The 21,241-nt window shown below is 40.9% G+C and carries 11 protein-coding genes; all 11 read right to left on the reverse strand.

Annotation, left to right across the window (positions count from 1 at the left end; translation table 11 throughout):
• Positions 1-42: 42 nt before the first annotated feature.
• The 11 genes from JWQ34_RS13880 to JWQ34_RS13930 all read right to left on the reverse strand — a co-directional run bounded on the left by JWQ34_RS13880 (position 43) and on the right by JWQ34_RS13930 (position 21,227).
• Positions 43-2,715 carry a TonB-dependent receptor gene (locus JWQ34_RS13880; protein WP_299357993.1) on the reverse strand — a complete coding sequence of 891 codons (2,673 nt, stop codon included), beginning with the start codon at positions 2,713-2,715 and terminating at the stop codon, positions 43-45.
• Positions 2,712-3,653: a GLPGLI family protein gene (locus tag JWQ34_RS13885; protein ID WP_299357995.1), complete on the reverse strand. Its 942-nt coding sequence runs from the start codon at positions 3,651-3,653 to the stop codon at positions 2,712-2,714. The genes JWQ34_RS13880 and JWQ34_RS13885 overlap by 4 nt, the downstream gene beginning before the upstream one ends.
• A gap of 161 nt (positions 3,654-3,814) precedes the next feature.
• Positions 3,815-6,103, reverse strand: a complete 2,289-nt coding sequence (locus JWQ34_RS13890) for an ATP-binding protein (RefSeq protein WP_299357997.1) — start codon at positions 6,101-6,103, stop codon at positions 3,815-3,817.
• A gap of 14 nt (positions 6,104-6,117) precedes the next feature.
• Entirely contained in the window at positions 6,118-6,558 is a 441-nt protein-coding gene (locus JWQ34_RS13895; RefSeq protein ID WP_299357999.1) for a response regulator, read from the reverse strand.
• 3 nt (positions 6,559-6,561) lie between these two features.
• Positions 6,562-8,508: a PAS domain S-box protein gene (locus JWQ34_RS13900; RefSeq protein ID WP_299358001.1), complete on the reverse strand. Its 1,947-nt coding sequence runs from the start codon at positions 8,506-8,508 to the stop codon at positions 6,562-6,564.
• Between the two features lie 202 nt (positions 8,509-8,710).
• Positions 8,711-11,440, reverse strand: a complete 2,730-nt coding sequence (ligD, locus tag JWQ34_RS13905; RefSeq protein ID WP_299358003.1) for a DNA ligase D — start codon at positions 11,438-11,440, stop codon at positions 8,711-8,713.
• Between the two features lie 110 nt (positions 11,441-11,550).
• A complete protein-coding gene (locus JWQ34_RS13910; protein ID WP_299358005.1) occupies positions 11,551-14,271 on the reverse strand; it encodes a ThuA domain-containing protein in 2,721 nt (906 codons plus the stop codon).
• A 45-nt stretch (positions 14,272-14,316) separates the two neighbouring features.
• Positions 14,317-15,123 (reverse strand): ThuA domain-containing protein, encoded by an 807-nt coding sequence (locus JWQ34_RS13915; RefSeq protein ID WP_299358007.1) that lies wholly within the window; start codon positions 15,121-15,123, stop codon positions 14,317-14,319.
• Between the two features lie 134 nt (positions 15,124-15,257).
• Positions 15,258-16,670 carry an efflux transporter outer membrane subunit gene (locus JWQ34_RS13920; protein ID WP_299358009.1) on the reverse strand — a complete coding sequence of 471 codons (1,413 nt, stop codon included), beginning with the start codon at positions 16,668-16,670 and terminating at the stop codon, positions 15,258-15,260.
• 18 nt (positions 16,671-16,688) lie between these two features.
• Positions 16,689-19,913, reverse strand: a complete 3,225-nt coding sequence (locus tag JWQ34_RS13925; RefSeq protein WP_299358011.1) for an efflux RND transporter permease subunit — start codon at positions 19,911-19,913, stop codon at positions 16,689-16,691.
• Between the two features lie 132 nt (positions 19,914-20,045).
• Positions 20,046-21,227 (reverse strand): efflux RND transporter periplasmic adaptor subunit, encoded by a 1,182-nt coding sequence (locus JWQ34_RS13930; RefSeq protein WP_299358014.1) that lies wholly within the window; start codon positions 21,225-21,227, stop codon positions 20,046-20,048.
• Positions 21,228-21,241: the final 14 nt, after the last annotated feature.

Consider the following 21,241-nt stretch of genomic DNA (forward strand, 5'->3'; position numbering starts at 1 on the left):
ACGTTATTGACGGGGTTGTGAGTATTGGTTAGTAATGGGGATCTACAAATTAAACATCAACTTAGCCAAAACAATCCTCCCCGGTATGGTATAGTTGCTTGATGTGTATACGTTGGCCGCCAGGTAAACCGCCGTATAATTTTGTGTATTAAAGAGATTTTGCGCGCTAAGCTCCACATCCAGTTTAGTTTTGTTGAACTTATAACGGATAGACGCATCAGCAAAAACATATTTCAAATCGCTGGCTTGTTGTTGGTGGGTATAGTAATGATCGCCTGATAAGTTGAAAAACAAATTGCTTAACGGGTTATAGTTTAACGCCGCGCTTTGTATCAACCGCTCAAACTTACTGTTAATATTGGTTGACAATGACTTGCTGGTAGTTTGGCTATAATTGGCTTTATAGCTAAAGGTCACCTTATCGCTTATTTTAGTATCAGTACCTGCACCTACCGTATTGTTAATGGTACTATAAGGCAGTATAATACTATTTTGTATCTGGTTAAGTTTGGTGGTTTGATAGTTTAAGCCGGCACTAAACGTAGTGCGCAAACCAAACGAATACTTGCTTATAAAACCGTTAAACGACCACGAATCCAGGTTATTATCATAAGGCAATACAATGCGCTGCTGTATATTATTAGTTAAAATACTCGAAGCTATATTATTGGCGTTTTGATGCACAAACCCCGCGTTAACACTAAAAAAGAACAGCGTTATAGCTTTGCGATAATTAAACCCTAATGATGCCGCCTGCGTTTGGCGCTCGGTCAGGTCGGCGTTATTAGCGTATAGGCTGCGGTAATTGGTTAATATCTCGCCGCGGTAAACATCCTGTATACCCCCGATGCTGTTTTTAAGGCTATAGTTTACCGTAAAATAATTTTCTATACCGGTTTGATATCGGATAGATAAACGCGGATCGAAGTATAAGCGGTTCAGGCTTTTATCCAATTTATAAAACGGGTCGTTATAGCTTATGCCTAAAAAAGTTAAGGGTAGTGTTACGTTTACTTTTAATATATTTCCGGGGATATCATAAGCCGCTTCGGTATATAGCTTTCTGCGCGACCAATCGAGGTTGTTTTTTGTACTGTCTGACACCAGGTTAGTGGTATTATTTAACTGCGTTACCGATAGATCTGAATTTAATGTTTGCGATTGTAAGCTAAAACCAGCCTTATAACTTTGCGTAACATACTGACGCGGTATTTTATAAGCGATATAGTTATTGGTAAAGAAACTTGGCACATTGGCATTTTGCGTTAACTGCGCGTAGTTTGCATTGTTATTAAATATATTGGGATTTAAACCCGGCTCAATTACCCGGTTTTCCGGCTCGCTTGAGTGGTTGATGTAGCTATAACCTTCAATAATATCGCTGCTTTTAAAAGTCTGCATAAAGTTCAGCTCGTTCGATGCATCCAGCAGGTTATCTTTAAAAACCTGCTTTACTCCCGACCCATTGGTTATTAGCGATGAGTAACCGGTGTTATGATTGTAATTAGCAATTAAATTATCATTCAAATAGTATTTGCTGTTGTTAACATTCAGCATAAACTGGCTATGGAACAGATTCGGCCTATTCTTATTGCTTTGTATTTCGGTATAATGCACCGTATCGGTAGGTAAGTATATATCGCTTATCTTTTTATAGTCTTGCCGCTGGTTATCGCGCAGGTATGATAGGTTGACACGCAATTGCACATCCTTATTAATATTTAACAGGTTATTTAAATTCAATATGCCCGACTGATCAAACAAGTAACGGTTACGCGGCAGATCAGGGTCTCCGGCGGTACCTAAGGATAGTATGGTAGCTGGTTTATCATTATCAATCCTCGACAAATAATCGCCCATATTATGTGATATCAGTTCGCCCTGCACATCAACGCCGGTGTTGTTTCCCTTTAAATAATTAATGGCTTTGTATTTGTCCTTAAACATCATGGCGTTCAGGTCGGCATAATAATTACCGGGTAAGCCGGCTCCTACTGTTTCCTGCCCTACCATTTGCAATTTGGCATCTTTTTTTATGGTAAGATTAAGGGCCACATCATCACTTACCACTTTATCCCTCAACATTTTTATGGGCTGATTATTTTGTAATACCTGCACCTGGTCTACCACCCCATTAGGGATATTATTGGTAGCTATGTTATATTTATCATCCAGTAAATTATCGCCGCCGATGTATAGGTTAGATATGGCTTTACCATTATAGCTTATCTTGCCATCCTTAGCTACATCAATGCCGGGCAGTTTTTTGATCACATCGCCTATTACCCTATCTTGCGGATTACTAAAGTCTGATACCTTATAGCTCAGCGTATCGCCGGTAGTATGTAAAAACGGGCGCTTATTTTTAACAACAACAGCTTTTAACTGGTTTACAGCTACGCCTAACTTAAAATTATAGGGCGCTGTAAAACTCTCAATCGGCTTAATAGCTTTGTTGAAGCCAATACAGCTAACTTCCAGTTTAAGGCCAGTCTTATCCGCATCGGTGGGCAGTTCTAGCTTATATATACCCTTGTTATTGGTGGTAGTATAGGCTATGATGATATTGCCGCTATTTTTTAAGTTAACCCCAGCCAACGATATTGGCTTACCTAAACTATCAACTACAGTTCCTTGTATGTTTTGGCCAAGGCATACCACGGACAACAGCATCCAAAAAATGAATACTCCTACCCATTTATTGGGGTTGCTCATTTTTTCTCAGGTAATTCCAACGGGTTGTTTATTACAGGACCGCTACCGTTTAAATTGATTTTCATTACCGGGCCACCAGATCCTGGAGCGCCACCCGGAGCGCCGCCGCGCATACCCGCCATTGCTCCTTGAGCAAATGCGTTAGGGTCCTTACGCATGGCATCAAGAAGGTTATTAAATTCTTTCTCGGTTGTACGTACCGCGTCGGTAGGTACGGCTATCAGGTTAGGATCAACGTTAGGGTCGTCCATGCCTATCATTCTAAAACCGCCATGCTCTTCGGGCGCAGCTGCTGTAGCTGATTTTACCGTTGGTACGGTTTCTTCCATACTATCAAATTTAAAAACAACCTCTTTGTTTTTATCGTAAGCCTCTAGTATTAAACCGGGCAAACCGTTCAGTTTCCACGGGCCGGAGTGGAAAGGCAGATCGGGCGAGAACCATGCCGTATAATCACGACCCTTAAAATGCGTCATCGCTTTTTGGCAATGCATACCGCCAAGCGTCATAGTATCAGCACTTATTTTCCATTTAATTTCAGGCATCTTCTCTTCTACCAGGTATGGTGTTATCAATCTTTCTTTACGCATAAATTTTCCGTCCGCCGGGAATTGAAAATACTCGGTATTAGTGGAAGACATTTTGTTGGTTATTCTGATATTCATTGGACCGCCTGATCCTTTTTGCTCGGCAACCTGGTCGGCAACTTGTTTACGCATCAGCGCTTCCTGCAATTTGCGATCATAACTTTTATAAACACTTGCCGATTGTCCCAGGAACAAAACCATATTTTCGGTATAAGGCTTATCCCTATTGGTTGTATCGCGAACGTGCGAGAATTTATAATGAACTATTAATTTAGCCATTTGAGGTTCTTGCGCTTTGGCAAGGTTTACCACGCACAATAAAACTGCTAAAACTGATGCTATTTTTTTCATGACTGCGATATAAGTTTAAATGTTAAGTCTCTATAAAATTTGAATTACAAAACAAATATAACTAACCACAAACCATTCTACGAACTTTTCGTAGAAATTTAACACATTTTAACAAATTACGAAGTTTTCGTAGGTAAAATGATGGTACTTATACTCAGGAGTTATGAACTCCGTTTCATAGAAATTGGAAATTGAAGCGTAAATTGCGTACCTGCATCTAATTTACTCTCCACACTTATTGCACCTCCCAGGCTTTCAACCTGCATTTTAACCATAAATAAGCCTACGCCTTTACCCTCTACGCTCCAGTCGAACCGTTTGTACAAGCCAAATAAGTGCGCGCCGTACTTATCCAGGTCAATCCCTTTTCCATTGTCTTTAAAATAGATAAATATTTTATCATTTTTTATTTTACTGCTGATAGTGATAACAGGGTCAACGTCTGTGCGCCTATATTTAATGCTATTTACCACCAGGTTTTGCAATATGCTATACAGGTAACTTTTAAGAATGTAAAGTTCATCAACAGCATCAAAATTAAAATTAATGGTTACCTTATTTTTAGTAATCATTTGGCTGATACCGGCTTTAATTTCTTCAACTAATAAGGACAACGGTACCATTTCTATCTGGTCATTTACCTGGCTCCTAACTTGTAGAATCTGGTTAAGATCAAGTATAACTTTATCCAAATTATTTACCGAGACAGACAACGCCTCCAGAGTATCCAAACTTTCGGCCCTGCCCGGGTCAAAATCAGATAAGAGCGATGCTAAGCCCTGTATATTAGCTACCGGTGCTCTTAGATTATGCGATATGATATAAGTAAACTGCTCCAGATCTTTATTGCGCTGGGCAAGGTCGGCAGTCATGTTTTCGCGTTCCGATTCGGTATTTTTCTTCTCGGTAATATTTTTAAAAGTAAGGATAACACCTACATTCTCGTTTTGCTGATTAACTACTCCCACCCATTTAATATCATACCATTCTGCTTCGCCTCCTAAGGTTGAAAAACTTGTTTCATACGCAGCTATTTTATGCTCTTTAACCAACGCAATGGCATGTCTGATGGATGCCCGCCTATTTTTGGGGAAGTTGTTTATAATAGGCTTTCCAATTTTTATTTTCTTACCAAAATGCCTGACCATGGCAGCGTTTGCATTGCTATTGTAAGATACTACGTTAAGGTTAATATCAAAAAGAACAATGGCAAGATCAATATTTTCAAACACCGAGCGCAGGTTAGCTTCTGATTTATGTAAGGATGCCTCGGCAAGTCTACGATCAGTAATATTGATATGTAAAATCACCGCGCCCTTATGAGATTTATCAGCAAGGGGAGCCACAACTATCATAAACCACTCTTTGCCACCCAAAACGGGATACTCCAGGGTAAACTCTTTATTACTGCCACGAATAACCTCTTTTATCCCTTGTTCAATTTTACTATTATCAGTTTTATTAATCCCGGTGGCTTTCTCGGACAACGTCAGGTAGTTATAGCCAACGCCGTAATTAGGAATGCCCAGGTTATTAAACAGCGCCAGTTTTTTCCATGATTCGTTAACTGCTACTATCTTACACTTCGCATTTATTAATACAATATTTGGCGGCAGGGCATTTAATATAGCTGCTTGTGTTTCGGTAACTTCCTTTATTTTTTCTTCGGCTATTTTAGTTTCGGTAATATCCTGGGTAAAACCTTTCAGTCGTATGGGCAGGCCTTGTTTATCCCTGTCAACCAGTAGTTTGGCATGCATGTATTTTATGCCGTTATCATACGTGTTTATTCTAAAATCAAAACTAACTGAATCCAAATTAGCTATGGCGTTATCCATCTCAGTTTTAACCCGAAACCTATCATCAGCATGTACCCTATTAAAAAAGTTTTTAAAAGAGGGTTCAATATCGCCAATTTTAACCCCCAGGATATGATATAAACCCGGCGACCATTTGGTGAGCTGGGTCTGTATATCGATGTCTAATCCACCTATATCCGCAATATTTTCAGCTTCTTTCAACAACGCTTCGCTGGATATCACCTCGTCCATATATCTTTGGCGATCGGCTTCCAGCTTAAACTTTTCTAACGCGTTTAATATAGCGTTAGGTAAGCGCTGCATCCTGTCTTTCAATATATAATCAGCGGCACCATTTTTCATTATCTCGACCGCAAACTCTTCTGATATGGTAGCTGTAATCAGGATAAACGGCACATTCAGCCGACTTTTTTTAAGGATCTGAAAAGCTTCTATCGAATCAAAGGATGGTAGCGAGTGATCTGATAGAATGATATCGGGCTTATATTCATCAATTGCCCTTATGTAATCTATTTTATTATCAACTACCAATCGCTCGAACAATAATTTCGACCTTTTCAACTCTATGCCTACCAGTTCAGCATCGGTTGGCATATCTTCCAGGTGCAATATTTTTAGTTTTGTATTCACTCTTTTTTATAAAATTATAATGGCGGCTGATTGATGATCAGCCAAAATAGCCCCAGGTCGCTAATGGCTTTGGCAAATGTTTCAAAGTTTACGGGTTTCACTACGTAGCTGTTTACGCCCAGGTTATAGCTTGTAATAATATCCTGTTCTTCTCTCGACGATGTCATTATCACTACCGGGATTGTCTTAGTAATATCGTTTGATTTTATTTGCCTTAATACCTCAATACCATCAACCTTGGGCATTTTAATATCCAGCAATATAACTTTTGGCCGGTTGGTGATCTTCCTGTCAGAAAATTGGCCTTTTGCAAAAATAAAATCAAGCGCCTCCTCGCCATCTTTAACATGCACCAGGTTATTAGCCAGGTTTACTTTTTTTAATGACCGTATGGTTAATTCGGCATCATGGATATTATCCTCTACCAGCAATATTTCAACCGCAGTGTTGTTCATAGCTTATTTATTTTTTAAAGGCATGCTGAAATAAAAGGTAGCACCTTCACCAATAACTGATTCTGCCCAAATAGTACCACCATGCTTATTAATTATCCGTTTTGCTAAAGCAAGGCCCACACCTGTACCCTCAAACTCTTGCGCACTATGCAACCGCTGAAATACCCCGAATAATTTATGGTTATACTTCATATCAAAACCTACGCCATTATCTTTAACATAATAAACGCGTTTGATACCATCCTTTACACTGCCTATCTCTATTACTGGCTGTTCGTTTTTCGAACTGTATTTTATAGCATTGCCAATTAAATTCAGCATCACCTGTCGTATCAAGCTAAGGTCGCCTTCGCATGATGGTAGCTTATGTACCTTCACCTCATATTTATTGGTTTCATTTTCAAATAACTCGCGCAGGCATACATCAGTCAGCGCGTTCATATCAACCCGCATCATAACCATGGCTTTGCGGCCCATGCGCGAAAACGCAAGCAAATCGTCAATCAATTGGCCCATTAGCCTGGCATTAGTTATAATGGTGTTAATAACGCGGTTACCTTCGGCATTCAATTTATCTTCAAACTCTTCCTTTAGCATCATAGCATAGCCATTTACAGCGCGCAATGGCGCGCGCAGATCATGCGATACGGAATAAGAGAATGATTCCAGCTCTTTATTAGCCGCCTCTAATTGCAGGGTGCGCTCGGCTACTTTTTTCTCCAGGTTTTCATTAAGCTGATAAATTTGGTGTTCGGCTTTTTTACGCGCAGAAATATCACGGATAAAGACAGACAAGCCTCCACCTGCTGATGGATAAATATGATTTTCCTGCCAAAGATCTAACGGTCCATAATAATCTTCATTACAAACGTATTGCTTTTTAGTGGCAGCTTTATTAAAAGCTTTATAGGTTGAAGAATTTACCGCGACGGGAAACTCGGTCCAAATATATTTGCCTATTAATTCTTCGGGAGCACGGCTTAACATATCGCCTATACGCTTATTGGCATAGGTATAACAAAAGTCCTTATCAAGCGCTATAAAGCCATCGGTAATACTTTCCAGTATGTTTTCTATCTGCTCGTTTTTGGTTCTAAGCTCTTCTTCCGCAATTACCCTTTGTGTTATATCTTTAAAATTGCATACAATGGCTTTAATATTTACATCTTCTAACCAATTGGTAAAAAGGGATTCTATCCATAGATAATGGCCAAGTTTATGTTTGGAGCGATAGGTGGAAATTATGGGTACACCGGGGCTATTCAATATTTCGTCAAAAAGCTCTTTAACCTTAATTCTATCATCGGGATGAATCAGGTCATCAACTTCATGGCCGGCCCTTTCCTCATCACTCCAACCATTAATCCGCTCTGCCGATTTACTGCGGTATAATACATCCAACTTACCATCCAATAAAATAATGCCATCATAGCTGTTTTCTATCAGCTTTCTGAAACGCAATTCGTTAGCTACTATCTGTGCGGTGTTAACTTCAACAAGGCGCTCAAGCTCGGCATTTATTTCTTCACGCTTTTCGTCTTTGTTTTTCCTATCAGTTATATCGCGCGTTATTACGGCGAACCCTACTAAATGCCCGGCATCATCATATACTGTTGTAAAAGCCAAATGTGCCCAAAAAACAGAATTATTTTGGCGCACCAGCCAGCATTCTTTTTCATACATACCGTTTTTAAGCGCCTCGTTCAGGTCATGTCGGGGTGAGTTCGTTTTATTGTCTGTTGATGTGTAAAAAACAGATATATGTTTACCGATAATGTCGTCCTCAGTATACCCTTTAATGCTTTGCGCACCCTGGTTCCAACTCATAATATATCCGTTGGGGTCGGCCATGAATATGGCATAGTCGCTTATACTAGCTATAAGCAATCTAAAAAGCTTTTCATCAAAGCTATGGCTTAATGCAACACGGTCAATATTTTCGCTCAGCACAAAAATTAATTAAAATAAAAAGACATGACGCTAGCTTTGTGCGATAATAATTAACAACGCCTAGGGAGGAGCGTTTAGATTGGTATATGCACAAATGCAATAAAATAAATATATGTATTTGTAATGGATTTTACAACCCAGTGTTTTAATTTAAAAATGAATAAATGTGAACGACTAAACTTTTAATTGTTATCAGTAATTATTATCCGAATATGTTTTTTGCTTTTGTTAGTGTTTTCTCCAGATCAATGCCTTTACCTAAAACCCTTTTAAACAGGTCGCCGGTTTCTTTTAAGCGATCGATAGAATTAAATATAGTGAAGTGTTTCATAGTTAGACCGGGTTTTACTTCATCCCATGCCAATGGCATAGAAACCGTTGCCCCTACTTTTGGCCGTAATGAATACGGGCCAGCTATGGTAGCACCGGGCCGGTTCTGTAAAAAGTCCAAATACATCTTGCCCTTACGGTTAGCTACCATACGTTCTAAGCTGGTATAATCGGGTATTTGTTTATGTACAAGTGATACAATGATCTTAGCAAACATTTGCGACTGCTCATAACTGTACTTTGCATCCAGCGGGATGTACAAATGCATACCGGTTGAGCCTGATGTTTTGGGATAGCATGGAACATCTAAAGCATCCAGTACTTTTTTAACTTCCAACGCGGCTGCTATTACCTGGTCGAATGTATTTTTGTCCGGATCAAGATCTATCACACAATAATCCGGGTTATCCGGCGATTGCACCCTACTAAACCACGGATTCATTTCGATACAACCTAATGATGCCATCCATAATAAATAAGCTTCGTCTGATCCTACCAAATATTCTTTATGTTCACCATCGCCATTAGTGTAAGGGAAGGTTTTTGTTACCCAATCAGGCGCTTTGCCTTTAACATCCTTTTGATAAAAACTTGGCCCGTGTATCCCGTTAGGGAAACGATTAAGCGACATAGGCCTATCTTTTAAATAAGGTAAAATATATTCAGCAACGCGGTAGTAATAGTTAAACATATCGCGCTTAGTAACACCATCTTCGGGCCAATACACTTTACTTAGATGGGTAAACTTTAAATCATGCCCGCATATTTTTCGCACCTGCGTTTCGTCTTTAGGGTTAAGTAAAGTTTTTCGATCCTTATCGGTTGGCGGTTTAATAGCAGTATGGGTTTCTTTTGGTTCTCCTTCTGCCTCCTTTACTGTTTCATCCGTATCCTTCGGTATTTCCAATATCACATCTTTGGCGTTTTTATCTTCGCGCATACCTTTAAATGAAGCCTGCCTGAAAACACCATCGCCGGTAACTTCGGCAAAAGCAACCTCGCCAACCAACTCGGGTTTTAACCAGGTTGGCTTGGCACCCATCCGCAGCGGACGAAAACGTGATGGCTTATCAACGTCAGGTTCAATCTCAAAAGGCCTCTTATCGATTATCAATGGCTTAAACCTGGTCATCATTTCTTTTTGCAGTTTCTCAGAAAACCCCGTACCAACCTTACCTACATATTTTAGCTCCTTGCCATCATAAACTGCCAATATTAATGCACTAAATGCTTTGGCGGTGCCGGCGTTTTTGGTAAAACCGGCTATTATTACCTCCTGCCTTCGTTGTACTTTTATCTTTAACCATTCTTTCGAGCGCAGATCAGAAGTGTAAACACTGCTTGCTTTTTTGGCTATGATGCCCTCCATTCCAATTTTTTCGGCAGCTTCAAAAAACTCAGTACCATTAGCGGCAAAAACCTTGCTTTGTCGTATGCGATCATCGTTGGTTGGCAATATTTCTTTAAGTATAGCCTGCCTGTCCCTTAATGGCAAGTTTATCAGGCTTTTACCTTCATACCATAATATATCAAATACATAATAAACCAGGTTGCCATCTGCCTCGCTGCGCCAGTTTTGCAACGCGCCAAAGTCTGACAGACCTTTATCATTCAACACTACTATCTCGCCATCAATTACGGCGTTAAGCTGCCAGTCTTTAAGCAGTTTATTTATGGGATAATATTTATCGAAAGGAATGTTGTTGCGCGATATCAGCTCCGCTCCTTTTTTGTCCATAGCGGCTATGGCACGATAACCATCCCATTTAACTTCGTATACCCAATCCGGGTCATCAAAGGGCGCATCTACCAGCGTGGCCTTCATGGGTTTTATGTTTTTGGGGGGAGCTGATTTTGGCGCCGATTTTAAAAGCGCTGCAACATCGGGCTCGGGCTCATCCACTTGTCCCGCGGTCAGGCCCTCAACCACCACTTCTTCAGCCGATTGCGCCAGACCTTTTTTCTCAGCTTTTTTGCCGATCTTTTCTATAGCTTCCTCATGGCCATGCTGCCAAACTTTTTCGCTGGTTTTTTCCATCGACTCAATGGTTTTACCGGAGAGAACGGATTTATCTTTTTTGGTAATATCAGCCTTGGCAGCAAAGTCATCATTATGTTTAATCAGCAGCCAGCCGTTTTCGCCCATGCCATGAGTTTTTACCAACGCGTATTCTCCTTCCAGTTTTTCGCCATGTAGTCTTATTTTAACTGAGCCTGCTTTTAATTGCTGTAATAGGTGTTTCTCTTGTGCTTTTTTACCTTTTATTTCTTCAATAGGTTCATAGGTACCCTCATCCCAAACTATTACCGTACCGCCCCCATATTCGCCCGGTGGTATTATGCCTTCAAAGTTTCGGTAATCAAACGGGTGATCTTCTACCATCATTGCCAGGCGCTTGGTTTTAGGGTCGGTTGACGGACCTTTTGGTACGGCCCAGCTTTTTAATACGCCATCCATTTCCAGCCTGAAATCATAATGCAGGCGCGATGCATCGTGCTTTTGTATAACAAACATTAAATGGTCTTTATCCTTACTTAGGCCGGCTTTGGGCTCGGCTGTTTTGGTGAAATCCCGCTTCTCTGCATATTTTTCAAGGCTCATAACTAATAGCTTGTTTAGTTATGAAACAACAGAATTGAAAAAATAGTTTTAAACAAAAAAGCCGAAATGGTTTCCCATTTCGGCTTTTTTAATATTCAGGTTGATTGTTGTTATTTTTTCAAAGAGAATATCCAGTCTAAAATTTGTTTGGCTTCATCAGCTTTTAGGCTCGGGTGAGCCGGCATGGTTACATCGCCCCAAACACCTGTACCGCCATTTTGTATTTTGGCGGTAAGTTGAGCATACGTTGCTTTGTTTTTCTTGTATTTATTTGCTACGGCTGCAAATGCCGGGCCTATAACTGTTTCATTTGTTTTATGGCATGATTTGCAATCCATCGACATCATTAATGCTTTGCCTGCGGCAAATGGCAATGATGGGTCTACCGGCTCATCCAGGCTACCCGCGGCAATAATTACCGGTTTGCTTGTGCTTGATGCCAGTTTAACATCCTTAACTGTTACAGTAGCGTTAAATGTACCTGCTTTTGGATAAGTATAAGTTACTGATGGCTTTGTAGTGATTTTTTTAATACCATTTCCAAAACTCCAGGTATAGGTCATCTTATCATTTTCCGGATCAGTAGCATTAGCCGTTAAAGTAATTGTTGTAGGCAATGGGCCGTAAGACTTATCCGCAGTTACAGAAGCGATCTCGGGCGCGCGGTTACCCGCATTATAATCTATACGGCTTACGCCGGCATCACTATTCTTTTTAAACCAGCCGCCGTTGGTACCATATTCTAACACATATAATTTACCATCTGGGCCCATTTCCATATCGATCATAGCATTAAACTTAGCCGATTTCATAAAGGGTTCCATTGATACGTAGTTACCATTAGCATCCATAGTCACCACTTTTATCCAGCCACGTATAAATTCGTAAATGAACAGTTTGTTGTTAAAATATGATGGGAGTTTACCGGGATTCTTATAATCTTCTGAATGATAAACCGGGCCTGCCATAGAAGTACGGCCACCCGAGCCAACCTCAGGAAATTCTTTTGACTCGCCGTACGGATACCATATAAATGCAGGTTGTGCCGGTGGCAGTTCTGTTAAACCGGTATTGTTTCTTGAATCATTGATAGGGTGTTGCGGGTCAAATGGCTCGCCAACTTTACCTGTCGCATAATCATAGCGGCGATAAGGATAGTTATTACCTATAAAAAACGGATAACCAAAGTTACCGGCTTTTTGGGCCTGGTTAACTTCATCATAACCGCGTGGGCCGTGTGTTGCTAAACTATCATTGTTAGCATCCGGGCCAACCTCGCCCCAGTATAAAAAGCCGTTCTTTTTATCAACCGAGATCCGGTAAGGATTTCTATCACCCATTACATAAATTTCGGGGCGGGTTTTTTCCATTCCTTTAGGGAACAAGTTACCTTCGGGTATAGTATAAGTACCATCAGGTTTAATTTTTATACGCAATATCTTTCCGCGCAGGTCATTGGTATTACCAGAACCTCTTCTATCATCATATTGCTCAAATCCCGGACGGTCATCCAGTGGAGCATAAGAGTAAGAGTTAGGTGGATTTTTACCGCGGCCATTGCTAGGCTCGTCAAACGGTGTTGTGTTATCGCCTTGCGAAACAAAAAGCACATGGTCTTTACCAAAAGCGATAGAGCCACCTGTATGGCAGCAAATTTCGCGGGTGGTGCCCACCTTTAAGATCATTTTTTCACTTTTCAGGTTAAGCTTATTATTTACAAAAGTAAAGCGCGATAACTGGTTAACAGATTCGCCTACCGGGCTGTAATAAACATAGATAAAATGATTTTTAGCATAGTCCGGGTCAGCCTGTACACCTAATAAACCTTCTTCGGCGTTTACACCCTTCGCAGTTAATACGTGATCATATACCGGGAGTTTACCAACCTGTCTTGTTTTTTTAGTTAGGTGATTGTAAAGCATGAACTCGCCTTTACGTTGCACCACTAAAATATCAAGGTTTGGCAAAATAGTCATTTCTGTAGGTTCATCAAAAACGCCTACGGCCAGTTGTTTTTTATTAAACCTGTTTTCTTCAGGTACACGTTGTGATTTGGCTTTAGCGTAATTTAACGGAGTGTTTTTACCAATGGCATATTTTATACCACCTAGTAAATGTTGTAAAAACAACGGTTCGCTGTATGATTCATCGGTATGGCCAAGGCCAGTATAGAATACACGGCCGCCATCAAACTCATGATACCAGGCAATTGGGTGGCTCGCGCCCATTTTAAAAGCATCATCACCACCATTTTTATTATAAGTAAGTGATGATTCTTCTAAATTTATCAGAATATGTATATCCGGATTTATGCTTTTATAGTGGTACCATTCGTCTTTACGTTTCCATTCGGTTGGAAGCATGTTGGTGGCTATAAAATTTTTATCAACCACGGTTAAAGTAGCCATTTGCTGCGCCGGGTGATGGGCGAACCAACCACCTATCATTTTACCGTACCATGGCCAGTTATACTCGGCATCGGCAGCCGCGTGGATACCCACAAAGCCACCACCGGCTTGTATAAAACGCTCTAAAGCATTTTGTTGTACGGAGTTTAAAATATCACCTGTTGTGCTTGCAAAAACAACAGCGGTGTAATTCTTTAAATTGCTTTCCACAATTTTATTAGCATCCGTAGTAGTATCAACCAGGAAACCGTTTTCCTGGCCTAATTTCATAACAGCCAACGCCGCAAGCGGAATAGAACCGTGATGAAAACCTGCTGTTTTCTTAAAAACTAATAGTCGTGGTTTTACTTGTGCTTCAGCATTACCCGCACTTAAAAGCGCTAATAAAGTAATACTTAAAAAGCTAAAAAGTCTTAATTTCATTGTTATTAAATTTGTTTGGCTGTTTTTGGTGTCGAAATATTATCCTTAATTCCCAGGAACGCGTTGTGATTTGGCTTTAGCGTATTTTAACGGAGCATTTTTACCAATAGCATATTGTATACCACCCAGTAAATGCTGTAAAAATAACGGTTCGCTGTATGACTCATCTGTATGGCCAAGGCCAGTATAGAATACACGGCCCCCATCAAACTCATGATACCAGGCAATTGGGTGGCTCGCGCCCATTTTAAAAGCATCATCACCACCATTTTTATTATAGGTAAGTGATGATTCTTCTAAATTTATTAATATGTGGATATCCGGGTTTACCGATTTATAGTGATACCATTCGTCTTTACGTTTCCATTCGGTTGGAAGCATTTTTGTGGCTATAAAGTTTTTATCAACCACGGTTAAAGTAGCCATTTGCTGCGCCGGGTGGTGAGCAAACCAACCACCTATCATTTTTCCGTACCATGGCCAGTTATACTCGGCATCAGCCGCCGCGTGGATACCCACAAAACCACCACCGGCCTGTATAAATCTTTCCAGATCTGCCTGTTGAGCTTCATTTAAAATGTTACCGGTTGTGCTTGCAAAAACAACAGCGGTATAATTTTTTAAATTGCTTTCTGTGATTTTATTGGCATCCGTAGTAGTATCAACCAGAAAACCATTTTCATCACCTAATTTCATAACTGCCAACGCAGCCAGCGGAATAGAACCGTGATGATAACCTGCCGTTTTCTTAAAAACTAACAAGCGTGGTTTTACCTGTGCATTAGCAATGCTTACGCTTGCCAACACTACTAATAAAGTAATGTTTAAAAAGCTAAAGAACTTTAATTTCATGATTATTAAGAATTTATATTGGTTATGTTTTAAATACGCAATAGATTGCGGAGCTAAAAGTATTCAAATTCCAAACAAAACCTCAATAATCTTATAAAAAACAGCTAACAATGTGTAAATAATCTATTACACATTTATCTCCACCCGCCACCAAGCGAGCGATACAACTCTGCAACAGCATTTAAACGTTCGGTTTTTATGGTAGCCAAAGCCAGCTCGCTTTGTAAAACATTGCCTTGCGCAGTTATCACCTCTAAGTAATTAGCCATGCCATTTTTAAATAACTGATTAGCGTTCGATGTTGCTTTTTGCAATGTATTTACCCGGTTAGCGGCAATATCCTGTTCAGCTTTTAGCTTGTCAATTTTTACTAACGCGTCCGACACCTCGCCTACAGCATTCAATACGGTCTGCCTGAATTGTATAACCGTTTTTTCACGGTCGATCTTTGCAACTTCATAACTAGTTTTTAACTCCTTATGATTTAATAACGGCTGTAAAACACTACCCGATACTATACCAAACAAAGATGCCGGGATATTGAACCAATTACTCGCCTTAAATGAGTTTACGCCGCCACTGGCAGTGATCCGCAAAGCGGGATACATTTCGGCTTGGTTTATGCCTACGTTGGCGTTGGCTATGTTCAACGCTAATTCGCTGCTTTTCACATCTGGCCTACGGCTGACGATGGCTGATGGTAATCCAGCAGGTAAATTATCAGCAAAAGCAATTTCATTTAAAGTTTTATTGCGGAGGATTCTATCCGGCAATTCACCTGTTAAAATACGCAAAGCGTTTTCGTGTAAGGCTATGTTTTGCTCAAACTGTGGTATTAATTGAGAAGCCGCCTGTTGTTGTGCCTCAGCTTGTTGTACAGCTAATAAAGTAACCTGTCCGGCAGTGTATTGTAGCTTGATGATACGTAACGTACTATCATTCAGTTTAACATTATTTTGCGCAGTTTGCAACTGTGCATCCAGCATCAGCAGATTATAATAACCTTGCGATACGGAAGCTACAATGTTGGTTTGTATTGCTTTTTTAGCTTCTGTAGTTTGCAAATAAGCGGCTAGCGCTGCTTTGTTTTGGTTACGGATCTTACCCCATATATCAGCTTCCCATGACAGGGATAAGTTAGCCGAATAATCCTCAATATGCTTAGTGTCGATATTGGCGTTGCTCAAGCTAATACCATTCAAACTATTGTCTGACGGGCGACTGGTGCTTGCGCTTACATTTAAACCAACTGTTGGCACGTAGTTCCATTTTACCTGTTTAACCAATAGCTGCGATGACTCTATGTTTTTTATAGCTAACTGCATATCGTAATTTTTTACGATGGCGCTGTCAATCAGTTTTTGCAATTCGGCATCTGTAAAAAAGTTTTTCCAGGGGATATCAGCAATGCTGGTGGTATCGGTAGCAGTACTGTTTCTAAAAGCCGCAGGCAACGCGGCCTGCGGTGTTTTAACGTCTTTTGATACGGTACAGGCGCTTAGCACCAGTACCGCCATCAATAAGGCATATTTATTTATAGTGTTCATGATAGTTTCTATTTTAAATTATACCAGTTCTGTTTGATGAATGGCCGGTATTTGCACGCCATTTTTTATTTGCTGATGATGATCATCATCATTGTCTTTACCCGGGCCGAAAGGCACGCCTGTAATTTTTTCCTGGAGACCCTGGAAGATCACAAACAATACCGGGATGATGAATAAACCCAGCAATACACCGGATACCATCCCGCCCGCGGCACCAATACTGATAGAGTGGTTACCCTGTGCAGATGGGCCGGTAGCGATGCTCATTGGGAACAAACCAAATACAAATGCAAGAGATGTCATAATAATAGGCCGCAACCTTAATTTAGCGGCCTCAATAGCTGATGCTACCAGGTCATGCCCTGCCCTTCGGCGCTGTATCGCGAACTCTACTATCAGGATGGCATTTTTAGCCAGCAAGCCTATCAGCATGATCAATGCTACTTGTACGTAGATATTGTTTTCGATGCCGGTTAAACCCAATACCACAAATACACCTAATATACCGGTAGGGATAGATAGTATCACCGCCAATGGCAATATATAACTTTCGTACTGTGCGGCTAACAGGAAGTAAACAAACACCAAACACATCAAAAACACGATGGTTGATTGCCCGCCTGAGCTTATTTCCTCGCGGGTTTGACCTGAGAATTCATAAGCGAAGCCGGCAGGCAACTCGTCTTTTGCTACCTCTTGTATAGCGCGGATAGCATCGCCCGAGCTATAGCCTGGTTTTGGTATAGCGTTGATCTCGATAGAATTAAATAGGTTATACCTGGACGCGGTTTCTGAACCAAAAACGCGGGTTAGTTTAACCAGTGTGTTAATTGGCACCATTTCGCCGGCTTTGTTTTTTACAAATACACGGTCAATGGCCGAAGGATCGGTACGGTCTGCAATATCAGCTTGAACAACTACCCGGTAGTATTTTCCAAACCGGTTAAAATCTGATGCCTGGGCGGTACCAAAGTAAGCCTGCATAGTTTGCAAAATGTCTTTAACGTTTACACCTAATTGGTTGGCCTTTTCGTCATTAACCTCTAATTGCAATTGTGGGTAATCTGCTTTATAAGAAGTAAAGGCAAATGCAATTTCTTTTTTCTGCATCAGCTTGCCAATAAAATTGTTAGCAATGCCGCTAAATTTATCTAACCTGCCGTTGGTTTTATCTTGTAACATCACGTCAAGCGCCTCTACGTTACTAAATCCCGGCACGGTTGGAAAGCTGAATACGAAGAAAGTACCGCCCGGTATACCGGCTAATTTGCCCCTTACTATATTTTGTATATCATCAATGTTCTTAACATCGCCCCTTTTTTCATTAGGTTTTAACAACAAGAAAATTACACCGGCCGACGGGCTGCTGGATTGTGTTAAAAAGTTAAAACCAGACAGTGCGGTAACAAACCTTGCTGATGGTAAACTTTTTATCTGATCTTCGGCCTGCCTGAATATCTTATTTGTGCCATCTAATGAAGTGCCGGATGGTGTAGAGACAGCTATGGCCACAAACCCCTGATCTTCGGTAGGGATAAAGCCCGACTTTGTTGTGCGCACCAAATAAACCGTAGCAACAACTACCAATAAAAGCCCTGACATACTAACCCATTTATTGCGGATAAGAGCTTTTACCCCGCCAATGTACTTGTCGGTCATATAATTAAAACCGCCGTTAAAGCCTGCATAAAACTTTTCTGTAAAGCTTTTTTTCGGTGCTTCGTGGCCATCCACAGTATGTTTATTCTTTAAGAATAAAGCCGCCAATGCAGGGCTTAAAGTTAAAGCGTTAACAGCCGATATCAGGATAGCTATAGCCATGGTTAACGCAAACTGCCGGTAAAATATCCCTGTGGATCCGGTCATAAAACTCACCGGTAAAAAAACGGCCGCCATAACCAGCGTAATAGATATAATTGCGCCTGTTATTTCATGCATCGCTGCGCTGGTAGCCGCTCTTGGGGTAAGACCAGGGTTATGTTCCATTTTGGCATGTACCGCCTCTACCACTACAATGGCATCATCCACCACAATACCTATGGCCAATACCAATGCAAACAATGTTAAAAGGTTAACAGAGAAACCAAAAAGGTTCATAAAGAAAAACGTACCTATAATAGCAACCGGAACGGCTATAGCCGGGATCAATGTAGACCTGAAATCTTGCAGGAAAATAAATACTACAATAAATACCAGTATAAATGCTTCAAGCAATGTATGTTCAACCTGGGTAATTGACTCGTCAAGGTCGGTTTTGGTACGATAAAACTGATTGTATTTAATGCCGACAGGAAAATCCTTTGATGCCTTTTCCATCAACTTATCAATGGCTATCTGAATTTCGTTGGCGTTTGAGCCCGATAGTTGTATAACACCAATTATTATACCATCATGCCCGTTAAGGTGGCTGGCGCTGGTGTACGAATAAGTACCCAGCTCAACACGCGCTACATCTTTTAAATGTAATACAGAACCATCCGCATTTGCGCGGATTGCTATATTTTGGTATTCTTCCGGTTTGGTAAGCTTACCTTTATATTTAATTACATACTCAAATGCTTCATTACTCTGTACGCCCAATTTACCCGGGGCTGCTTCCAGGTTTTTGTCCTGTATAGCAGCCATTACTTCGGCGGGGGTGATTTTGTAGATTGCCATCTGACCCGGGTTTAGCCAAACACGCATAGAGTAATCTTTAATACCACCAAATATACTTGCAGAGCCTACACCCGGGATACGTTTAATTTCGGGGATGATATTGATCTGCGCATAATTGGCCACAAAGGTTTGATCGTATTTTTTCGGGTCCTCTGTGTAAACAGCTATAGCACCTATAAAACTGTTTTGCTGTTTAGTGGTGGTTATACCATATTGAACCACCTCGGCAGGTAACTGACTGGTAGCTTGCGAAACACGGTTTTGAACATTCACTGCCGCCTGGTCGGGGTTAGTGCCTTGTTTAAAATAAACCGTAATACCCAATGTACCATCATTACTGGCAGTAGATGTCATATAGGTCATGCCTTCCACCCCGTTAATGGCTTCTTCTAATGATGGTGTTACAGAACGTAAAATAGTTTCGGCATTAGCGCCCGGATACACCGCGGATACCAATACCGCCGGGGGGGCTATATTAGGAAACCGCTCTAAGGGCAATTTTGTTAAGCCGAGTACGCCAACTATCACCAGCAATATGGAGATAACGGTTGCCAGCACGGGCCTTTTTATAAATATTTTAAACATGATTTGTGTGTGTTGTAGAGGGGAGAGTCAAGAATTAAGAGTCAAGAGACAAGACGAATGTTATCCGTACTATCTTAATAAACTCTCTATCTTAATTCTTGGTTCTTGACTCTTGATTCTTAATTCTATTACTTAGTTTTTAGCAACCTTGTCTGCTGCTTTTTGCGGAGCTATTTTAACGCCTTCCTGCAAGTGGTCAATACCGCTTAACACAATTTCATCGCCTGCTTTTACACCGTCTTTTACTATATAATCTGTACCGTTTTTACCAACAATGGTGATGGGTACTTTTTTAACTTTGTTGCTATCGGCAAGCGCGAAAACAAATACCTTGTCCTGCATTTCAATAGTGGCCGATTCGGGTACGGTCAGCGCGTCTGTATGCACCAGGCTTAAACGAATCTTGCCGGTATTGCCCGAGCGTAATAAGCCCTGCGCATTAGCAAAACTGGCACGTACGGTTATGGCACCGGTATTTTTATCAAACTGGCCGTCTATCATATCTATTTTGCCTTTAATGGCATATTCGCTGTTATCAGCCAATAGTAATGATACTGCGGGTAGGTGTTTCAATTTGTCTTTTAAGGTAGCCCCTGCATATTGCTCTTTAAAGCCTACAAAGTCCTTTTCGCCTAACGAGAAGTAAACATGTACGTCATGCACATCTGATAGTCGCGTTAAAGCCTCAACATCCTGCGGAGATACCAAACTACCTTGCTTTTTAAGCAGGCGGCCTATATAACCGCCAACAGGCGCTTTAATTAAGGTATAACCCAGGTTAATTTGTGCGGTTGATACATTTGCTTTTGCCGATTCGATATTGGCCTTAGCAACCTGGAACGATGCTTTAGCTGTTTTTAACTGATAATCTGATACTACTTTGTTTTCAACCAGCGGGGTTAGCTTGTCAATTTCTAACTGCGCGTTGGTTTGTGCCGCTTCGGCAGCGTGCAGGCTGGCTAGTGCGTTGTTTAAAGCCGCGCGGTAAGGTTGGTCATTGATCTTAAATATTGGTTGGCCGGCTGATACTAAAGCGCCTTCGTCAACAAATACTTTAGATAATGATCCGCTAACCTGCGGGCGGATCTCTACGTTAACCGCGCCTTCAATTGAAGCCGGATATTCCTGGTAAGTAGTTACCGAACTTGTATGTACGGTAGTTACCGGTAATGACTGCGGCGGTGGTGCAGGCGCGGCGGCAGGTGCCGATGAACAGCTATATAAAAAAAGCGATAGTAACGCTAAACCGATGGCTATAACACTATTAATTTTTTTAACAGTGTTAAATGAGTAAGGAAGTGATGGAGTTGTCATGATGTATTAATTTA

The organism is Mucilaginibacter sp. (assembly GCF_028288185.1).
Lineage (GTDB): Bacteria > Bacteroidota > Bacteroidia > Sphingobacteriales > Sphingobacteriaceae > Mucilaginibacter.

Bases quoted from the DNA above. Each gene is read 5' to 3' on its own strand.
- JWQ34_RS13930 (WP_299358014.1), bottom strand. From the start codon at position 21,227: ATGACAACTCCATCACTTCCTTACTCATTTAACACTGTTAAAAAAATT.
- JWQ34_RS13915 (WP_299358007.1), bottom strand. From the start codon at position 15,123: ATGAAATTAAAGTTCTTTAGCTTTTTAAACATTACTTTATTAGTAGTG.
- JWQ34_RS13920 (WP_299358009.1), bottom strand. From the start codon at position 16,670: ATGAACACTATAAATAAATATGCCTTATTGATGGCGGTACTGGTGCTA.
- JWQ34_RS13925 (WP_299358011.1), bottom strand. From the start codon at position 19,913: ATGTTTAAAATATTTATAAAAAGGCCCGTGCTGGCAACCGTTATCTCC.
- ligD (WP_299358003.1), bottom strand. From the start codon at position 11,440: ATGAGCCTTGAAAAATATGCAGAGAAGCGGGATTTCACCAAAACAGCC.
- JWQ34_RS13895 (WP_299357999.1), bottom strand. From the start codon at position 6,558: ATGAACAACACTGCGGTTGAAATATTGCTGGTAGAGGATAATATCCAT.
- JWQ34_RS13910 (WP_299358005.1), bottom strand. From the start codon at position 14,271: ATGAAATTAAGACTTTTTAGCTTTTTAAGTATTACTTTATTAGCGCTT.
- JWQ34_RS13885 (WP_299357995.1), bottom strand. From the start codon at position 3,653: ATGAAAAAAATAGCATCAGTTTTAGCAGTTTTATTGTGCGTGGTAAAC.
- JWQ34_RS13880 (WP_299357993.1), bottom strand. From the start codon at position 2,715: ATGAGCAACCCCAATAAATGGGTAGGAGTATTCATTTTTTGGATGCTG.